Origin of the sequence: Thermoanaerobacterium sp. CMT5567-10 (assembly GCF_030534315.2) — a bacterium.
GTDB lineage: Bacteria > Bacillota > Thermoanaerobacteria > Thermoanaerobacterales > Thermoanaerobacteraceae > Thermoanaerobacterium.
Window position 1 is genome coordinate 2,378,865 of sequence record NZ_CP130558.2, and the last position, 14,885, is coordinate 2,393,749.

At 36.9% G+C, this 14,885-nt stretch carries 18 protein-coding genes and 1 riboswitch; of the genes, 15 read left to right on the forward strand and 3 right to left on the reverse strand.

Annotated features, from left to right (window positions below; all coding sequences use genetic code 11):
* The first annotated feature begins 4 nt into the window (after nt 1-4).
* Nucleotides 5-1,543, forward strand: coding sequence for a glutamine-hydrolyzing GMP synthase (guaA, locus tag Q2T46_RS12040; protein ID WP_303265278.1), 1,539 nt, complete (start codon nt 5-7; stop codon nt 1,541-1,543).
* 441 nt (nt 1,544-1,984) lie between these two features.
* Here guaA and Q2T46_RS12045 read toward each other — a convergent pair whose 3' ends face one another.
* From Q2T46_RS12045 to Q2T46_RS12055, 3 genes are read right to left on the reverse strand one after another with little or no spacing between them, the layout of a single operon-like run.
* Nucleotides 1,985-2,734: a Fic family protein gene (locus tag Q2T46_RS12045; RefSeq protein ID WP_303265277.1), complete on the reverse strand. Its 750-nt coding sequence runs from the start codon at nt 2,732-2,734 to the stop codon at nt 1,985-1,987.
* Nucleotides 2,731-2,928 carry a hypothetical protein gene (locus Q2T46_RS12050; RefSeq protein ID WP_303265276.1) on the reverse strand — a complete coding sequence of 66 codons (198 nt, stop codon included), beginning with the start codon at nt 2,926-2,928 and terminating at the stop codon, nt 2,731-2,733. The genes Q2T46_RS12045 and Q2T46_RS12050 overlap by 4 nt, the downstream gene beginning before the upstream one ends.
* Nucleotides 2,929-2,945: 17 nt before the next feature.
* Nucleotides 2,946-3,161, reverse strand: coding sequence for a helix-turn-helix domain-containing protein (locus Q2T46_RS12055; protein ID WP_303265275.1), 216 nt, complete (start codon nt 3,159-3,161; stop codon nt 2,946-2,948).
* A gap of 563 nt (nt 3,162-3,724) precedes the next feature.
* On the opposite strand from Q2T46_RS12055, the gene Q2T46_RS12060 reads away from it, so the two are divergent.
* The 14 genes from Q2T46_RS12060 (at nt 3,725) to purD (ending at nt 14,825) form a co-directional block, all read left to right on the forward strand.
* Complete coding sequence (locus Q2T46_RS12060) at nt 3,725-3,949, forward strand: hypothetical protein (protein ID WP_303265274.1); 225 nt, start codon at nt 3,725-3,727, stop codon at nt 3,947-3,949.
* 74 nt (nt 3,950-4,023) lie between these two features.
* Nucleotides 4,024-4,227, forward strand: a complete 204-nt coding sequence (locus tag Q2T46_RS12065; RefSeq protein ID WP_303265273.1) for a hypothetical protein — start codon at nt 4,024-4,026, stop codon at nt 4,225-4,227.
* A 7-nt stretch (nt 4,228-4,234) separates the two neighbouring features.
* The gene (locus Q2T46_RS12070) at nt 4,235-4,405 is read left to right on the forward strand and encodes a hypothetical protein (RefSeq protein ID WP_303265272.1); all 171 of its coding nucleotides are present in this window, start codon (nt 4,235-4,237) and stop codon (nt 4,403-4,405) included.
* A gap of 136 nt (nt 4,406-4,541) precedes the next feature.
* On the forward strand, nt 4,542-4,874 hold the full coding sequence (locus Q2T46_RS12075) for a hypothetical protein (protein ID WP_303265271.1): 333 nt from the start codon (nt 4,542-4,544) through the stop codon (nt 4,872-4,874).
* A 217-nt stretch (nt 4,875-5,091) separates the two neighbouring features.
* Nucleotides 5,092-5,379, forward strand: coding sequence for a type II toxin-antitoxin system Phd/YefM family antitoxin (locus tag Q2T46_RS12080; protein WP_303265270.1), 288 nt, complete (start codon nt 5,092-5,094; stop codon nt 5,377-5,379).
* A complete protein-coding gene (locus Q2T46_RS12085; RefSeq protein WP_303265269.1) occupies nt 5,369-5,677 on the forward strand; it encodes a type II toxin-antitoxin system RelE/ParE family toxin in 309 nt (102 codons plus the stop codon). The genes Q2T46_RS12080 and Q2T46_RS12085 overlap by 11 nt, the downstream gene beginning before the upstream one ends.
* A 246-nt stretch (nt 5,678-5,923) precedes the next feature.
* Nucleotides 5,924-6,025, forward strand: a riboswitch (purine riboswitch).
* Nucleotides 6,026-6,229: 204 nt separating this feature from the next.
* A complete protein-coding gene (locus Q2T46_RS12090; RefSeq protein WP_303265268.1) occupies nt 6,230-7,678 on the forward strand; it encodes an NCS2 family permease in 1,449 nt (482 codons plus the stop codon).
* Between the two features lie 79 nt (nt 7,679-7,757).
* On the forward strand, nt 7,758-8,249 hold the full coding sequence (gene purE, locus Q2T46_RS12095; protein WP_303265267.1) for a 5-(carboxyamino)imidazole ribonucleotide mutase: 492 nt from the start codon (nt 7,758-7,760) through the stop codon (nt 8,247-8,249).
* Complete coding sequence (purC, locus tag Q2T46_RS12100) at nt 8,250-8,957, forward strand: phosphoribosylaminoimidazolesuccinocarboxamide synthase (RefSeq protein WP_303265266.1); 708 nt, start codon at nt 8,250-8,252, stop codon at nt 8,955-8,957.
* Between the two features lie 9 nt (nt 8,958-8,966).
* Nucleotides 8,967-10,364, forward strand: a complete 1,398-nt coding sequence (gene purF / locus Q2T46_RS12105; protein ID WP_303265265.1) for an amidophosphoribosyltransferase — start codon at nt 8,967-8,969, stop codon at nt 10,362-10,364.
* Nucleotides 10,365-10,380: 16 nt separating this feature from the next.
* Entirely contained in the window at nt 10,381-11,391 is a 1,011-nt protein-coding gene (gene purM, locus Q2T46_RS12110) for a phosphoribosylformylglycinamidine cyclo-ligase (RefSeq protein ID WP_303265264.1), read from the forward strand.
* On the forward strand, nt 11,388-11,996 hold the full coding sequence (gene purN, locus Q2T46_RS12115) for a phosphoribosylglycinamide formyltransferase (protein ID WP_303265263.1): 609 nt from the start codon (nt 11,388-11,390) through the stop codon (nt 11,994-11,996). Before purM ends, purN begins: the two co-directional genes overlap by 4 nt.
* 16 nt (nt 11,997-12,012) lie before the next feature.
* Nucleotides 12,013-13,539: a bifunctional phosphoribosylaminoimidazolecarboxamide formyltransferase/IMP cyclohydrolase gene (gene purH, locus Q2T46_RS12120; RefSeq protein ID WP_303265262.1), complete on the forward strand. Its 1,527-nt coding sequence runs from the start codon at nt 12,013-12,015 to the stop codon at nt 13,537-13,539.
* Nucleotides 13,540-13,574: 35 nt separating this feature from the next.
* Nucleotides 13,575-14,825 carry a phosphoribosylamine--glycine ligase gene (gene purD, locus Q2T46_RS12125; RefSeq protein ID WP_303265261.1) on the forward strand — a complete coding sequence of 417 codons (1,251 nt, stop codon included), beginning with the start codon at nt 13,575-13,577 and terminating at the stop codon, nt 14,823-14,825.
* The last annotated feature ends 60 nt before the right edge of the window (nt 14,826-14,885 follow it).

The following is a 14,885-nucleotide window of genomic DNA, read 5'->3' on the forward strand; positions in this document are numbered from 1 at the left end:
TTTAATGGGGATTAATAGAGAAGTCATATTGATTCTTGACTTCGGAGGACAATATACACAATTGATTGCAAGGCGAATAAGGGAAGCAAATGTTTTTTGTGAAATTGTTCCATACAACATAAAACCAGAAGAAATTGTAAAGAAACAGCCAAAAGGATTGGTATTGTCAGGCGGACCTGCTAGTGTATACGCAGAAAATGCACCAATATGCGACGAGGGTATTTTTAAATTAGATTATCCAATTCTCGGTATATGTTATGGTGCACAGCTTATGACCATGATACAGGGTGGTAAAGTTGCTGAAGCTCCTGTAAGGGAGTATGGCAAGACGGATGTTGTCATAAACAACAACATACCTTTGTTTAAAGGAATTGAAAAAGAGACAAGTTGTTGGATGAGCCACACAGATCAAATAGAACTGCCACCTAAAAATTTCAAAGTCGTTGCATCAACTGCAAACTGTCCGATTGCGGCAATTGCGAATGTAGAAGGAAGACAATATGCTGTACAATTTCATCCTGAAGTCATTCATACTCCAAGAGGTACTGAAATTATAAGAAATTTTCTATTCGAGATATGTGACTGTTCTGCAGATTGGACGATGGATTCATTGATCGAGCAGACAGTGAAAGAAATAAGGAAAAAGGTAGGGAAGGACAAGGTAGTCTGTGCATTAAGCGGTGGCGTTGATTCATCTGTTGCTGCAGTTTTAGTAAACAGAGCAATACACGATCAGCTTGTTTGTATATTTGTCGATAATGGTCTTTTAAGAAAAAATGAAGGAGAAAAAGTAGTTGAAACTTTCAAAAATAATTTTGATATGGAGATTATAAAAGTTGATGCAAAGGATAGGTTTTTGGAAAAGTTAAAAGGTGTGAAAGATCCTGAACAGAAAAGAAAGATAATAGGAAATGAATTTATCGAAGTGTTTAAAGAAGAAGCTAAAAAGATTGGGGATGTAAAATATCTCGTACAAGGGACACTTTATCCAGATGTTATCGAAAGCGGAAGCCCAGTTGCTTCAACAATAAAGAGCCATCACAATGTTGGCGGTCTTCCTGAAAATGTTGGCTTTGAGCTTATAGAGCCTTTAAGAATGCTTTTTAAAGACGAAGTAAGACAGGTAGGGAGAGAACTTGGCATGCCTGATGAAATTTTAAATAGGCAGCCTTTCCCAGGACCGGGGCTTGCAGTGAGGATACTTGGGGAAGTGACAGAAGAAAAATTAAACATATTAAGAGAAGCTGACAGCATAGTTTTGAGAGAGATGAAGAAAAATGGCTGGTATAACAACGTATGGCAATCATTTGCTGTGTTGCCTGACATAAAAAGTGTAGGAATAATGGGTGACGACAGGACATATGCATATCCTATTATCTTAAGGATTGTGGAAAGCAATGATGGAATGACGGCAGACTGGGTTAAGATTCCATATGATATACTTGAGGACATATCTACAAGCATTATAAATGAAGTGTATGGCGTAAACAGGGTGCTGTATGATATCACATCAAAACCGCCTGCTACAATTGAATGGGAATAACATCAAAAAATCCGGAAACCAGCATGAAACCTGGTATTCCGGATTTAATTTTTATGAAATCGTACCAAAAGCGTACCACTTTTAATTTTTATGCTATTTTTTCTACTTTTTCGAGATCAAAAACGACCGCTGCAGGAGTTTCATTTTTGATGGTAGCATGCCGATTTAGATCAGCAGCAACTTGCTCCATTTTGTTTGGATACAGATGGGCATAAGTAGACATGGCAACCTCGACAGTATCGTCCAGGCGCTCGGCCACGGCGACAATACTGTAACTGCACTGCCCCGATGATCAACCAAAGGATACCTGACACTGTTTCATATTTTCTTATACGATTGGCCACTCGTTCTTCAGCAGATGGAGCTATAGCTGCTTTGAACTGTTTATAGGGAACTTCTGGAAGCTTTATTCTGATCTGAGCACCGGGCTCTCATTTTATTTTAAGGTAGATTAGGAAAAGGGATATTCAATAATCTCATAATTTCCTTTTCAGACTCCAAAACGCGTTCGGCAATAAAGTCCATAAAAGGTTGATCATCATCATGAGCCTGCTCCAGTAAGCTAATATACTCATGACGTAAGACCGGTGGAATTATGGCCAGCATATAACCATCTTGAATAAGAGCTGTATTCATAAGCAACCGAGCAACTCTTCCGTTTCCATCTATGAAAGGATGAATAAATACAAACCGCTTATGCAGCTGGGCAGCAAATTGAACTGGATGGTATTTGTTACGCGCGGAGCATGCCCACTGGAATAGCTTTTTCATTTCCTCTTCTATCCGTTCTACTGGGCATACTTCATATTTTGAGCCGGTTATAAAGACCGGGCGATCGCGGTATTTTCCAGCTTCCTCGGAATCAATACCTGTATAGAACATTCGGTGCATTGTAAGGGCGTCTTCTTCTGTTATTCGGTAACTATTAAACAATGTAAACATGAAATCATAAGCCTTTGCATGTCCCAGGGCTTCGAAGGTATCTCGAAGAGGCTTTCCTCCGACCGTCAATCCATCTTCCAGTAGGATCTTTGTTTCACTTAAAGTTAGAGTGTTTCCTTCAAGAGCATTGCTGGACCATGTAAGACCTATACGGTAGTAGTTTTTAATTTCATGAAGCAAATGACCTTCAAAGGGACGCTTTTCATCAATGGCCAGCTTGTAGCGGTCGATTTTTTCATATAAAGTCATTGATTAACACCGCCCTCCGTAATTACTTTCCGTGTTGTAATAATGCCGCTTGTTACTTCGCTGCCATTTTCAGCACCACACCAGGGACAATTTATGCTTTCTCGCTCCTTCCCGCCGGGATAACCTGAATTTGATATGGTTACAGAGAAGCGTTTACCACAGGCTATACACTTGTATATACCATCATCGAACAATTTAATAACCCCCTTTTTTAGTATGTGACTTTCTCACCAGATGGCAGTATAAAAGAGCCCTCGTATTTACATCCGGCAATTTCGGCTATTTTTTTCAACTCATCGACAGTGAAAGTTTCCCGCTTCATCTTTTGATTAAAGGCCTGTGGACTTTTTCCGGACATCCTTCCAAGTTCGGAGACACTTATTCCAAGCTTTACACATAGAATTTTCAGCTGTTCAGACACTGACATATAACCACTCCTTTCGATATTCTCATTATAAACGAATTTATTTAACAAATCAATAATAATATTTTTCTTTTATTGAAAATCGTTAAGTTAATCTTCGACACCATAAACGATATAGTTTATAATTATAAACATAAACAATTAACTCAAAGCCTACAGCCAGACAAAAGAAAACTGGATCAGCAGGCAACCCCACCACATAAATTGAATTGATATAGGGGGTAAAAAGACATGGCCATACTGTTACGCAGCGAAACAGGCAAAGCGCTTCTCCGTAGATGTGAGAATCAATAAAGGATCTGGCCAACTCCGTATAGCAGCAAAGAGCTGGAGGAAATCTGGGGCAGGAATTTAATACAAGAGTTCCCTGCAGAACTGATACGGCCGGATGATAAGCCAATCCCGCACTGCAAGAAGTGTGAGTACTGTAAAATAACCCCGGAAGGGAAGCGAGGGAGCCGGCACGATTGTATGAAGGTAGGCAAACATGTACCGGAAAGGTATGCAAGGACCAGCCTGCCATGGTGCCCGCTCCGGAACAAATAATAAACGAGGAGGAATGAAGGATGAAAAAGAACATTTATCAATTAGCCGCATTTTTACAAGATGAGAACAACACTGGAAGCATATCAGCTGCAGATCTGCAGGAAGACATCGAACTGCTCAAAGAGGAAATCATATCGTCATTGGCAGATAGAATAGGCAAAGCCGCAGCGGAGGATATGGTAAGTAACCTTACAACTTCTGTGTATGACCTGGGCTATATCGATGAAATCAGAGCGAGTGCGTAGCAGATAAGATTAATTACCGGAGACACCAATACCATCAAAATAACGGCTTAATGTTTGAAAGGGAGGCTAACGAGATGAGCAAAGCGTGTATATCATCGGTTTTTCAAAGGCAGATGGAACAAATGCGCAATATAAAGAACCTCATTTTTGATAATGATGCAATGGGAGAGCTCCCACCATTAGCCAGGTTATTATTTGCAGGCCTTTGGACCATGGTTGATGATAAGAGACGCATGGAGGACAATCACAGGAAGATGAAGAAGGTTATAATGGGATAATGATGACGTGAGTGCTGGCCAGATTGATGAAATGCTGCAGAGCCTACACGATAAACGCTTTATCGTGCGATACAGTGCGAATGGCAGCAATTACATTCAGATAAATAACTTTAGCAAATACAGAAACCCGCAGCTTTATAGAAGGTGCAGTCAAATACCAGCGCCAGAGTTTCAATAGTATTTTAATCAGATTTATAATGTAGTATAATAGCAAAATACAGGGAACTTAATGAGCACCGGAAAGGCACAATAAAAGCACAGTGCCAATACGGTGCAAAGTGCTTATTTTCAGGAAAGAGGAGGTAACGAAGATCATGGACAGACAAGCCGTTTATATATACAAGCTTCCGGATGAGGAAAGCTTTACCGGCATAGCTCTGGATGTACACATGCACAAAGGGAACCTCCGCTATTTTGATACCAATAGAGGCCATGAGATCCCGGGAAAGATTACAGAGGAGACCGAGAAGGGATTTGCCTTCATATCTGAAGGATACATGCAGGGAGAATGGCAGTTCAAGGTATTGACAATCGAAGAGTTCAAGTGCAAATATTACAAGCTGGTCGAAGGCGGGCAGATGCTGGCGGCCAAACTAAATACCACAGAGGACCTCCACCAATGGTATCGGAGGGAGTTCATAAATTAAACTGTATTTAAGCATAAACCGTGGTAGCAATATGGCAGAGAAAAGATTTATAAACTATAAAAATGGCAATAATTTTGATAATATGAATAATAGAAATAGCAGAAAACAATAGGAATAACGACGAATAAAACTTTAACAATCGAGTGGGAATAGGGGTTTGATATTTTAGCATAATTATGATAAAATTATGCTAAAATAATAAAGGGGTGATAATTGTATGCCATATATTAGACCTGTTTCGGATTTGAGAAATAATTTTGCAGATATATCAAGGATTGTTCATGAAACTCAAGAACCTGTATTTTTGACCAAGAATGGTTATGGTGATATGGTTGTAATGAGCATGGAAGCTTATGAGCGAAAACTGTTTGAAAGTGAAATTTACTTTAAGCTAAAAGAAGCAGAGCTGGAAGCCAAAACAACTGATAAAAGATATTCCCATAAAGAAGTTTTTGATGAATTAAGGGCAAAACTTTCTGACAGGATGGAATCTGATGAAATATGAAATTAGATACCTGCCTTTGGCAAGTAGAGATTTATCTAATATTGTATCTTATATTGCAGATGAGTTAAAAGCACCAAAGGCAGCGATGGATTTAATTGATGCATTGGATACTTCTATATCAAGGCTTGCACAGTTCCCGTATTCATGCAGGGTATATCAACCTGAAAAATCCCTTGAAAATGAATATAGAGTATTACCTGTAAAAAACTATTTAGTATTCTATGTGGTTAAAGAACAGGTTGTTGAGATTCACAGGGTTATATATGCTAAAATGGATTTAAGCAAAGTCATAAAATGATATTATTGACACTATAGAAAATACAAACAATGAATGAAAATAACCGTACTAAAATTTTTTGAAGCCATAATTTTTTAATGAAAATAAAAATAATAATGGCATGGAATGCAGTAAAATCAATGGTAGAAAATAAAGAAAAAGCCTTAAACACAGAGCGGGAATAAATTACGAACATTTATTATAAATATCAGAAAAATATTCGTAAAATTATTGACTTGGATTAAAAAACTTGATATTATAATTGTGTCAGGACAAGTAAATACTACTCATATAATTCTGAGAATACGGCTCAGAAGTTTCTACCAGACAACCGTAAATTGTCTGACTATGAGTGAAAGTGTACCTGAGGGTTCCAGCCTTGTATGCTTTTGACATTTTTAAAAGCATAGATAGTTTTTTAAAAGGTGTTCGGACCGAGCGGTACAGGCAATGTTGCCACACCTGTGGGATAAAAGCCCGGGAGGATAGGTTTCACTCTTTATGTTGGAATCTATCATCTCGGGCATATTTTATTTTAATAGTGCTTTTATTACAATTATAAGGAGGATTATAATGGTAAAGAACAATGACAAGAGAGGCTTTTTAGACAGTTTTTTTAAACTTAAAGAAAATGGCACAACAGTAAAGACTGAAGTAATAGCTGGCATAACCACTTTTATAACGATGGCTTATATCATTTTTGTAAACCCATCAATACTTATGCAGGCCGGTATGAATTCAAAGGGACTTTTAGGTAATCAAGCAGTAAATTCTGGTTTGTCAATTGCCAATGATCCTGTAATCGGAGCTGTATTTGTTGCGACAATTTTGTCATCTGTTGTTGCGACATTGGTAATGGGATTGTTTGCAAATGTTCCGTTTGCCCTATCTGCTGGAATGGGTATGAATGCTTTCTTTACTTTTTATGTCGTATTGACACTGCACTATTCATGGCAGGCAGCATTATCACTTGCATTAATAAGCGGTATTATCAATATAATTATAACTGCCACAAAACTGAGGATTTTGATTATAAAAGCGATACCACAATCGTTGAGAAGTGCTATTGGAGCCGGAATTGGGCTTTTTATCGCCATAATAGGCATGGAAAATGGCGGTATTGTAGCAAAAAGCAGCGATACTTTGATAACTTTAGGCAATTTCAAAGATCCGGGTGTAATACTTACTGTAATCGGCATTGCTATAATAGCTGTACTTATGAGCAGAGGTGTTAAAGGTGCAATACTTATAGGTATTATTGCAACCACGATAATAGGTATACCTATGGGAATAACTAATGTTTCAAATCTGAAAACTATTGTGCAGATGCCGCCAAGTTTGGCACCTACATTTATGAAGTTGGATTTTGCAGGTCTTTTAAAGCCGGGTACAGATGGCAATATCATTTCAATCCTTACAGGGCTTATAACGGTTATTTTGGCCTTTAGTTTGGCGGATATGTTTGATGCCATTGGAACATTAATTGGTACAGGTACAAAGACAGGTATTTTTAAAGAAGATGACTTCGAAAAATCAAATGGCGGTTTTAAGACTAGATTTGAAAGGGCTCTGTTTGCAGACGCCATTGGTACTACGATAGGATCTTTTTTGGGGACAAGTACGATTACCACATACGTTGAAAGTGCATCAGGCATAAGTGAAGGTGGAAAGACAGGATTAACATCTACTGTTGTTGCAATACTTTTCTTGATATCTCTATTCTTTGCTCCAATTATTGGCATAGTACCTTCACAAGCAACGGCACCTGCCCTTATAATCGTTGGAGCATTGATGATAGGTTCAGTTACAAAGGTGAATTTTGAAGACTTTAGTGAGGCATTTCCTGCGTTTATGACAATAGCTTTTATGCCTTTCACTTACAGCATATCAAACGGTATAGCTGCTGGCTTTATTTTCTACCCGATAACGAAAGTTGTCGTAGGGAAAGCTAAAGAAGTTCATCCATTGATGTATATTATAGGACTATTGTTCCTATTAAGATTTGCATTCTTTATGGGTTGATAGCAGACAAAATGCAGAAAGGGAAGATTTCCTTTCTGCATTTTATAAATAAAAATAAATAAAATAGGGGGAAGTTATTATGCCGAAGGTTGCGGTTGTAATGGGAAGTGACTCTGATTTTCCGTTGGTTAAAAAGGCTTTAGAGCTTTTTAAGGAATTTAATATTGAGTTTGATGCCAGAGTTATTTCAGCTCATAGGACACCTGATATAGCACATGATTTTGCCAAAGAAGCAGTAAAAAATGGATATGAAGTAATAATAGCTGCTGCTGGCAAAGCAGCACATTTAGCTGGTGTTATAGCATCTATGACGCCACTCCCAGTGATTGGGATTCCTGTAAAATCATCGACTCTGGATGGTTTAGATTCTTTATTGTCTACTGTTCAAATGCCACAGGGTATACCCGTTGCGACAGTTGCGATAGATGGTTCTTACAATGCAGCATTGTTGGCAATAGAGATACTGGGCATAAAGTATCCAGAATTGATGGAGAAAGTCATTGAGTATAAAAAGAAATTGTCAGAAGAAGTTATTGAAAAAGATAAAAAATTACAGGGGGAGATTGTTTAAATGGAAAAGTTAAGCATGTTGTATGAAGGGAAAGCAAAAAAGGTCTTTAGGACAAGCGATGAAGATTTTTACATTATTGAATATAAAGATGATGCTACAGCATTTAACGGTATAAAAAAAGGCACTATTCAAAACAAAGGAGTATTAAATAACGAAATATCTACAATACTATTTGAATTGCTTGAAAAAGAAGGCGTTCCTACGCATTTTGTAAAAAAATTGAATGATAGAGAAATGCTTGTTAAGAAAGTAGAAATTTATCCAATAGAAGTTTTAATAAGAAATTATGCTGCAGGAAGCATTTCAAAGAGATTAGGCATTGAAGAAGGGGCAAAACTTAAAAGGACTGTATTGGAATTTTGCTATAAGAACGATGAACTCGGAGATCCTTTTATTAATGAATATCATATCGAAGCTATGGGATTAGCCACAAAAGATGAAGTTGAAACAATGAAAAATTATTCCTTTAAAATCAATGATATACTCTCTAAATATTTCATATCTAAAAATATCATTTTGGTAGATTTCAAATTAGAATTTGGAAAGTCAAAAGATGGAATTGTCTTAGCAGATGAGATATCGCCTGATACATGCAGATTTTGGGACAGTGTAACTATGGAAAAACTTGATAAAGATAGGTTTAGAAGAGATCTTGGAAATGTAGAAGGAGCTTATGTAGAAGTATTGAATCGACTTGAAAAACAGTGAGGTAAAATTATGAATAAGACTATAAAATTGAAAGAAGAATGTGGGGTATTTGGCGCATTTAGCTTAAACAATGCAGTACATCATCATATTTATTATGGGCTTCAAGCACTGCAACACCGTGGACAGGAAAGTGCAGGGATTGCTGTTTTAAAAGGGTCATATGTCAACTGTATAAAAAGTATGGGCCTCGTTCTTGATGTATTTTCTAAAGAAAATTTAGATGAGCTTGAAGGAAACGTTGCAATCGGCCATGTCAGGTATTCTACAACAGGAAACAGCGATGTCTGCAATGCACAGCCATTTGTTGCAAATTTTAGCAACGGATACATGGCACTGGCACATAACGGTAATTTAATAAATGCGGTAGAACTACGCACAGAACTTGAAAGCGAAGGTAGGATTCTTCAGACAACATCTGATAGTGAGATTATACTTCACCTAATAGCCAAATATTACAAGTACGGTTTAGTTGAATCTTTGAAAAAGACGATGAACAAGATAAAGGGCTCTTATGCATTAGTGATATTAATGGAGGATAAATTGATAGGCATAAGGGATAAAAACGGCATAAGGCCGCTTTGCATAGGCAAAAAAGGTGATGATTACTATCTATCGTCTGAATCATGTGCACTTGATGTGATTGGTGCTGAACTTGTAAGGGATGTGAAGCCAGGGGAAATAGTGATAATTGATAAAAATGGCTTAAATACAGTAAAAATTGATACTGATGCAGCCAAGATGTCATGTGTTTTTGAATATATATACTTTTCAAGGCCTGACAGTGTTTTAGAAGGTATTAGCGTGTACAAGGCCAGATACGAGATGGGAAAGAGACTAGCAATCGAAAGCCATGTAGATGCTGATTTGGTTGTACCTGTTCCTGATTCTGGTGTACCGGCTTCCCGTGGATATTCATTCCAATCTGGTATACCGATTGGTGAAGGCCTTATAAAAAATAAATATATCGGAAGGACATTTATATGCCCTAAGCAGATAGATAGAGAAATTGGAGTAAGAGTCAAATTAAATGTTTTGAGTGAATTAGTAAGGGATAAGAGAATAGTTTTGATTGACGATTCTATTGTACGAGGTACAACGATGAAGAGATTGGTTTCACTTTTAAAAAAAGGTGGAGCAAAAGAAGTCCATGTTAGGATTAGCTCACCGCCTGTAAAGTATTCATGCTATTTTGGAATAGACACTCCTACAAAAAAAGAGTTGGTAGGTGCTACAATGGAAGTCCAGGAGATATGCGAGTATATTGGAGCTAATAGTTTAAGCTTTTTAAGCATAGAAGGTTTGAAAGAAAGTGTAGGTATGTGTAGCATCTGTGCAGCGTGTTTTGATGGAAAGTATCCTATGGAAGTGCCAAAGGAAGGCAGCAAGTATCTGTTTGAAAAAAAGTAAAATTGAGGAGGATACCATGAATTACAAAGATGCCGGTGTTAATATTGATGAGGGCAATAAATTTGTTGAAATGATAAAGCCTATAGCGAAGACGACAATGATTGATGGTGTTTTAAATGGAATAGGCGGTTTTGGTGCACTGTATGAAATCAAAGATTATAAAAATCCAGTTTTAGTTTCTGGTACTGATGGCGTTGGAACAAAGCTTAAGATTGCTTTTATGATGGAAAAGTATGATACTATAGGTATAGACTTAGTTGCGATGTGCGTAAATGACATAATTGTCAGTGGAGCAAAGCCGCTTTTTTTTCTTGATTATTTCGCTACAGGTAAATTAGATGGCAGCGTAGGATTGGAAGTAATTAAAGGAATAGCAGAAGGTTGCCGCGAGGCTAGGTGCGCATTGATTGGTGGTGAGACAGCAGAGCTTCCGGGGATGTACAATAATGGTGAATTTGACCTTGCAGGTTTTGCTGTTGGCGTCGTTGAAAAAGACGAAATAATAGATGGCAGCAATATTGAGCCTGGCGATGCTATAATAGGACTTGCTTCATCTGGAATACATTCCAATGGATATTCTTTAGTCAGAAAAGTCTTATTTGAAGAAGGTAACATGAATATTGATGATTATTTAGATGAATATGGATTATCGTTAGGTGAAGTGATTTTAAAACCTACAAAGATATACGTTAAGGCTTTAGACAGTCTAAAAGGCATAAATATTAAAGGAATGGCACATATAACAGGTGGTGGATTTATCGACAATATACCGAGGACTTTGAAAGATGGAGTTTCTGCAAAGATAAATAAAGGAACATGGGATGTACCTTATATCTTTACACTATTAAAAGAAATGGGCAATATAGATGAAGATGAAATGTACAGGACATTTAACATGGGGATAGGCATGATTATAATCGTATCAAGAGAACAATGCGATGATGCTGTAAAGCGATTGGAAGGTATAGGTGAGAAACCATATATAATAGGTGAAATTGTAAATGGTAAAAAAGAGGTATTGATATGAGACTTTTGGTTATGGCGTCAGGAAATGGTACAGATTTTCAATCGATAATAGACGGCATTAGAAGTGGATATATAAATGCAGAAATTGCTGCACTTATAAGCGACAAAGAAGGTGCGTATGCTTTAAAAAGAGCTGCTGACAATAATATACCTTCAATTTGTGTACCAAAGAAAAAGCTAAAGGGTAGGTTCTACGAAGAACTTATGAAAGTCGTGGATAAGATCAATCCAGATGGAATAATACTTGCCGGCTTTATAACAATACTGAATGAAGAAATTGTAAATAAGTATCAAAATAAAATAATAAACATACATCCATCCTTAATACCATCTTTTTGCGGCAAAGGATTTTATGGCATAAATGTTCACAAGGCTGTTATAGAATATGGTGTCAAATATACAGGCTGTACAGTACATTTTGTTGATGCAGGCGCAGATACAGGACCTATTATTTTGCAAGAAGTAGTTAAGGTGGAGGATAATGACACACCTGAAACAGTAGCTGATAAAGTTTTAAAATTGGAACATAGGCTGCTGCCATATGCTGTTAAGCTATTTGCTGAAGGCAGGCTTAAAGTTGAAGGAAGAAAGGTCATTATAATTTGATTTAGGAGGTAAAATGATGTCAAAGAGAGCATTAATAAGCGTATCTAAAAAAGATGGGATACTAGATTTTGCAAAATCTTTAGATGAGCTTGGAGTAGAGATACTTTCAACTGGAGGAACATATAAACTTCTATGCGATAACGGCATAAAAGCTATTAAAGTATCAGATATAACAGGATTTCCTGAGATTTTAGATGGAAGAGTAAAGACCCTTCATCCTAAAATACACGGTGGACTTCTGGCCATTAGAGATGACGAAAACCACATGAAACAATTAAACGAAAATGGAATAGAGCCTATCGATATCGTTGCTGTAAATCTCTATCCTTTTAAAGAGACCATATTGAAGGATTATGTAACGCTGGAAGACGCAATAGAAAACATAGACATAGGTGGACCGTCCATGATTAGGGCTGCAGCAAAAAACTATAAATACGTCACTGTCTTAGTTGACCCAAGTGATTACAATAAAGTTATTGAAGAAATAAAAGAATATGGCAATACTAAAAAAGAAACGAGATTTTACCTTGCTATGAAGGCTTTTGGTCATACTGCCTCGTATGATTCATTGATATACAATTACTTGTTAGACAAAAATGGCGTAGAGTTTCCTGATACTATTACATTTTCATATGAAAAATCGCAGGACATGAGATACGGCGAAAATCCTCATCAAAAAGCTGCATTTTATAAGAATTCATTGAAGTCGTTTGGTATATCAGAATGTATCAAACTGCATGGAAAAGAGCTTTCTTTCAATAATATAAATGATGCGAATGCAGCTATAGAGCTTCTGAAAGAATTTGATGTGCCTGCTGCTGTAGCCATAAAACATACTAATCCATGCGGTGTTGCAGTTGCAGACAATATATACGATGCATTTAAAAAAGCTTATGAATGTGATCCTGTATCAATATTTGGCGGCATTGTTGCATTTAACCGAACGCTTGACAAAAGGACAGCCGAAGAGCTTTCAAAGATATTTTTAGAGATAATAATAGCACCTAATTTTGATGAAGATGCATTAAACATATTAGAGAAGAAGAAAAATGTTAGAATACTAAAGCTTAAGGATGGATATGTAAAAGAGTACGACGTTAAAAAAGTAGAAGGTGGCATATTAGTACAGGAAAAAGATGAAGTTGATTTATACGAGGATAAATTGAAAGTTGTCACGAAAAATGTGCCTGACGAAAAAGAATTTAAAGATTTAAGATTTGCATGGAAAGTTGTAAAACATGTTAAATCAAATGCTATTGTGCTTGCGAAAGATGGTGCAACTGTAGGAATTGGTGCAGGGCAGGTTAACCGTATATGGCCAACAGAGCAGTCTATAAAGCAAGCAGGTGAGAAGGCAAAAGGAAGTGTGCTGGCATCAGATGCGTTTTTCCCATTTCCTGATGTTGTAGAAGCTGCAGCAAAAGCTGGAGTCACATCGATTATACAGCCCGGTGGTTCTATAAATGATGAAGCATCTATAGATGCTGCAGATAAAGCAGGAATTTCAATGGTATTTACAGGCATAAGGCACTTTAAACATTAAAATAACAATAGCCACAATTGTTTGGAGGAGAGAATATGAAAGTTCTGGTTATTGGTGGCGGTGGCCGAGAGCATGCCATAGTTAAAAAGATTAAAGAAAGCAAAAAAGTAGAAAAAATTTACTGTGCACCTGGAAATGGTGGTATTTCGGATATAGCTGAATGTGTAAATATAAATGTCTCAGATGTAGATAAACTTAAGAGATTTGCATTAGATAACAATATAGACTTGACGGTTGTTGGACCTGAAGTTCCTTTGATGAAAGGAATAGTAGATGAATTTGAAAATAGTGGTTTAAAAATATTTGGGCCTAAAAGGGATGCTGCTGCAATAGAAGGGAGCAAGTACTTTACGAAGTTGCTGCTTCACAAGTACAACATTCCAACAGCACGTTTTAAGGCATTTGATAGATATGATGCAGCTTTAAATTTTTTAAAAGATATTTGGTTTCCTGTTGTGATAAAGGCAGATGGCTTGGCACAGGGAAAAGGAGTATTTTTAGTAGATAATTTTAAAGATGCAAAAGAGTCTCTGGACATATTGATGAAGGAAAAACGGTTTGGGTCTTCAGGTGATACTGTCATAATCGAGGAGATGCTTTTTGGAAAAGAAGTTTCTGTCCTTGCATTTACTGATGGAAGTACGATTGTTCCAATGGTATCTGCGATGGATTACAAGAGAATATACGATGGAGATAAAGGACCAAATACAGGAGGTATGGGCAATATTGCCCCAAATCCGTATTTTGACGATAAGATGTTAGATGTTGTAGTCAAAACGATCTTAAAGCCTGTAATAGATTCACTAAAAAAAGAAGGGATATTATATAAAGGTGTGCTTTATGCAGGCCTTATACTGACAAAAGATGGTCCTAAAGTACTTGAATTTAATGCAAGATTTGGCGACCCTGAGACGCAAGTAGTTCTTCCGCTTTTAAAGACAGATATTGTGGATATAATAGAAGCAATAATTGATGAAAAACTTAATACCGTAAAGATAGAATGGAAAGATAAAAAAGCTGTATGTGTTGTGGCATCATCAGAAGGATATCCAGGTGAATATAAGACTGGTTTCGATATAACAGGACTTGAAGATGTAGATGGTGTGTTTGTCTATCATGCAGGTACTACGAAATCCAATGGCAAGTACAAAACATCAGGTGGGAGAGTTTTAGAGGTGACGGCACTTGGAGACACTTATGATGATGCCAGAAGAAAAGCCTATAATGAGCTTAAAAAGATCCATTTTGACGGAATGTACTTTAGAAATGATATAGGTATCGTATGATTATATTACTAAATCCCTGTATGTTAAAAAACATGCAGGGTTTTTTTATTTTTGTTATCA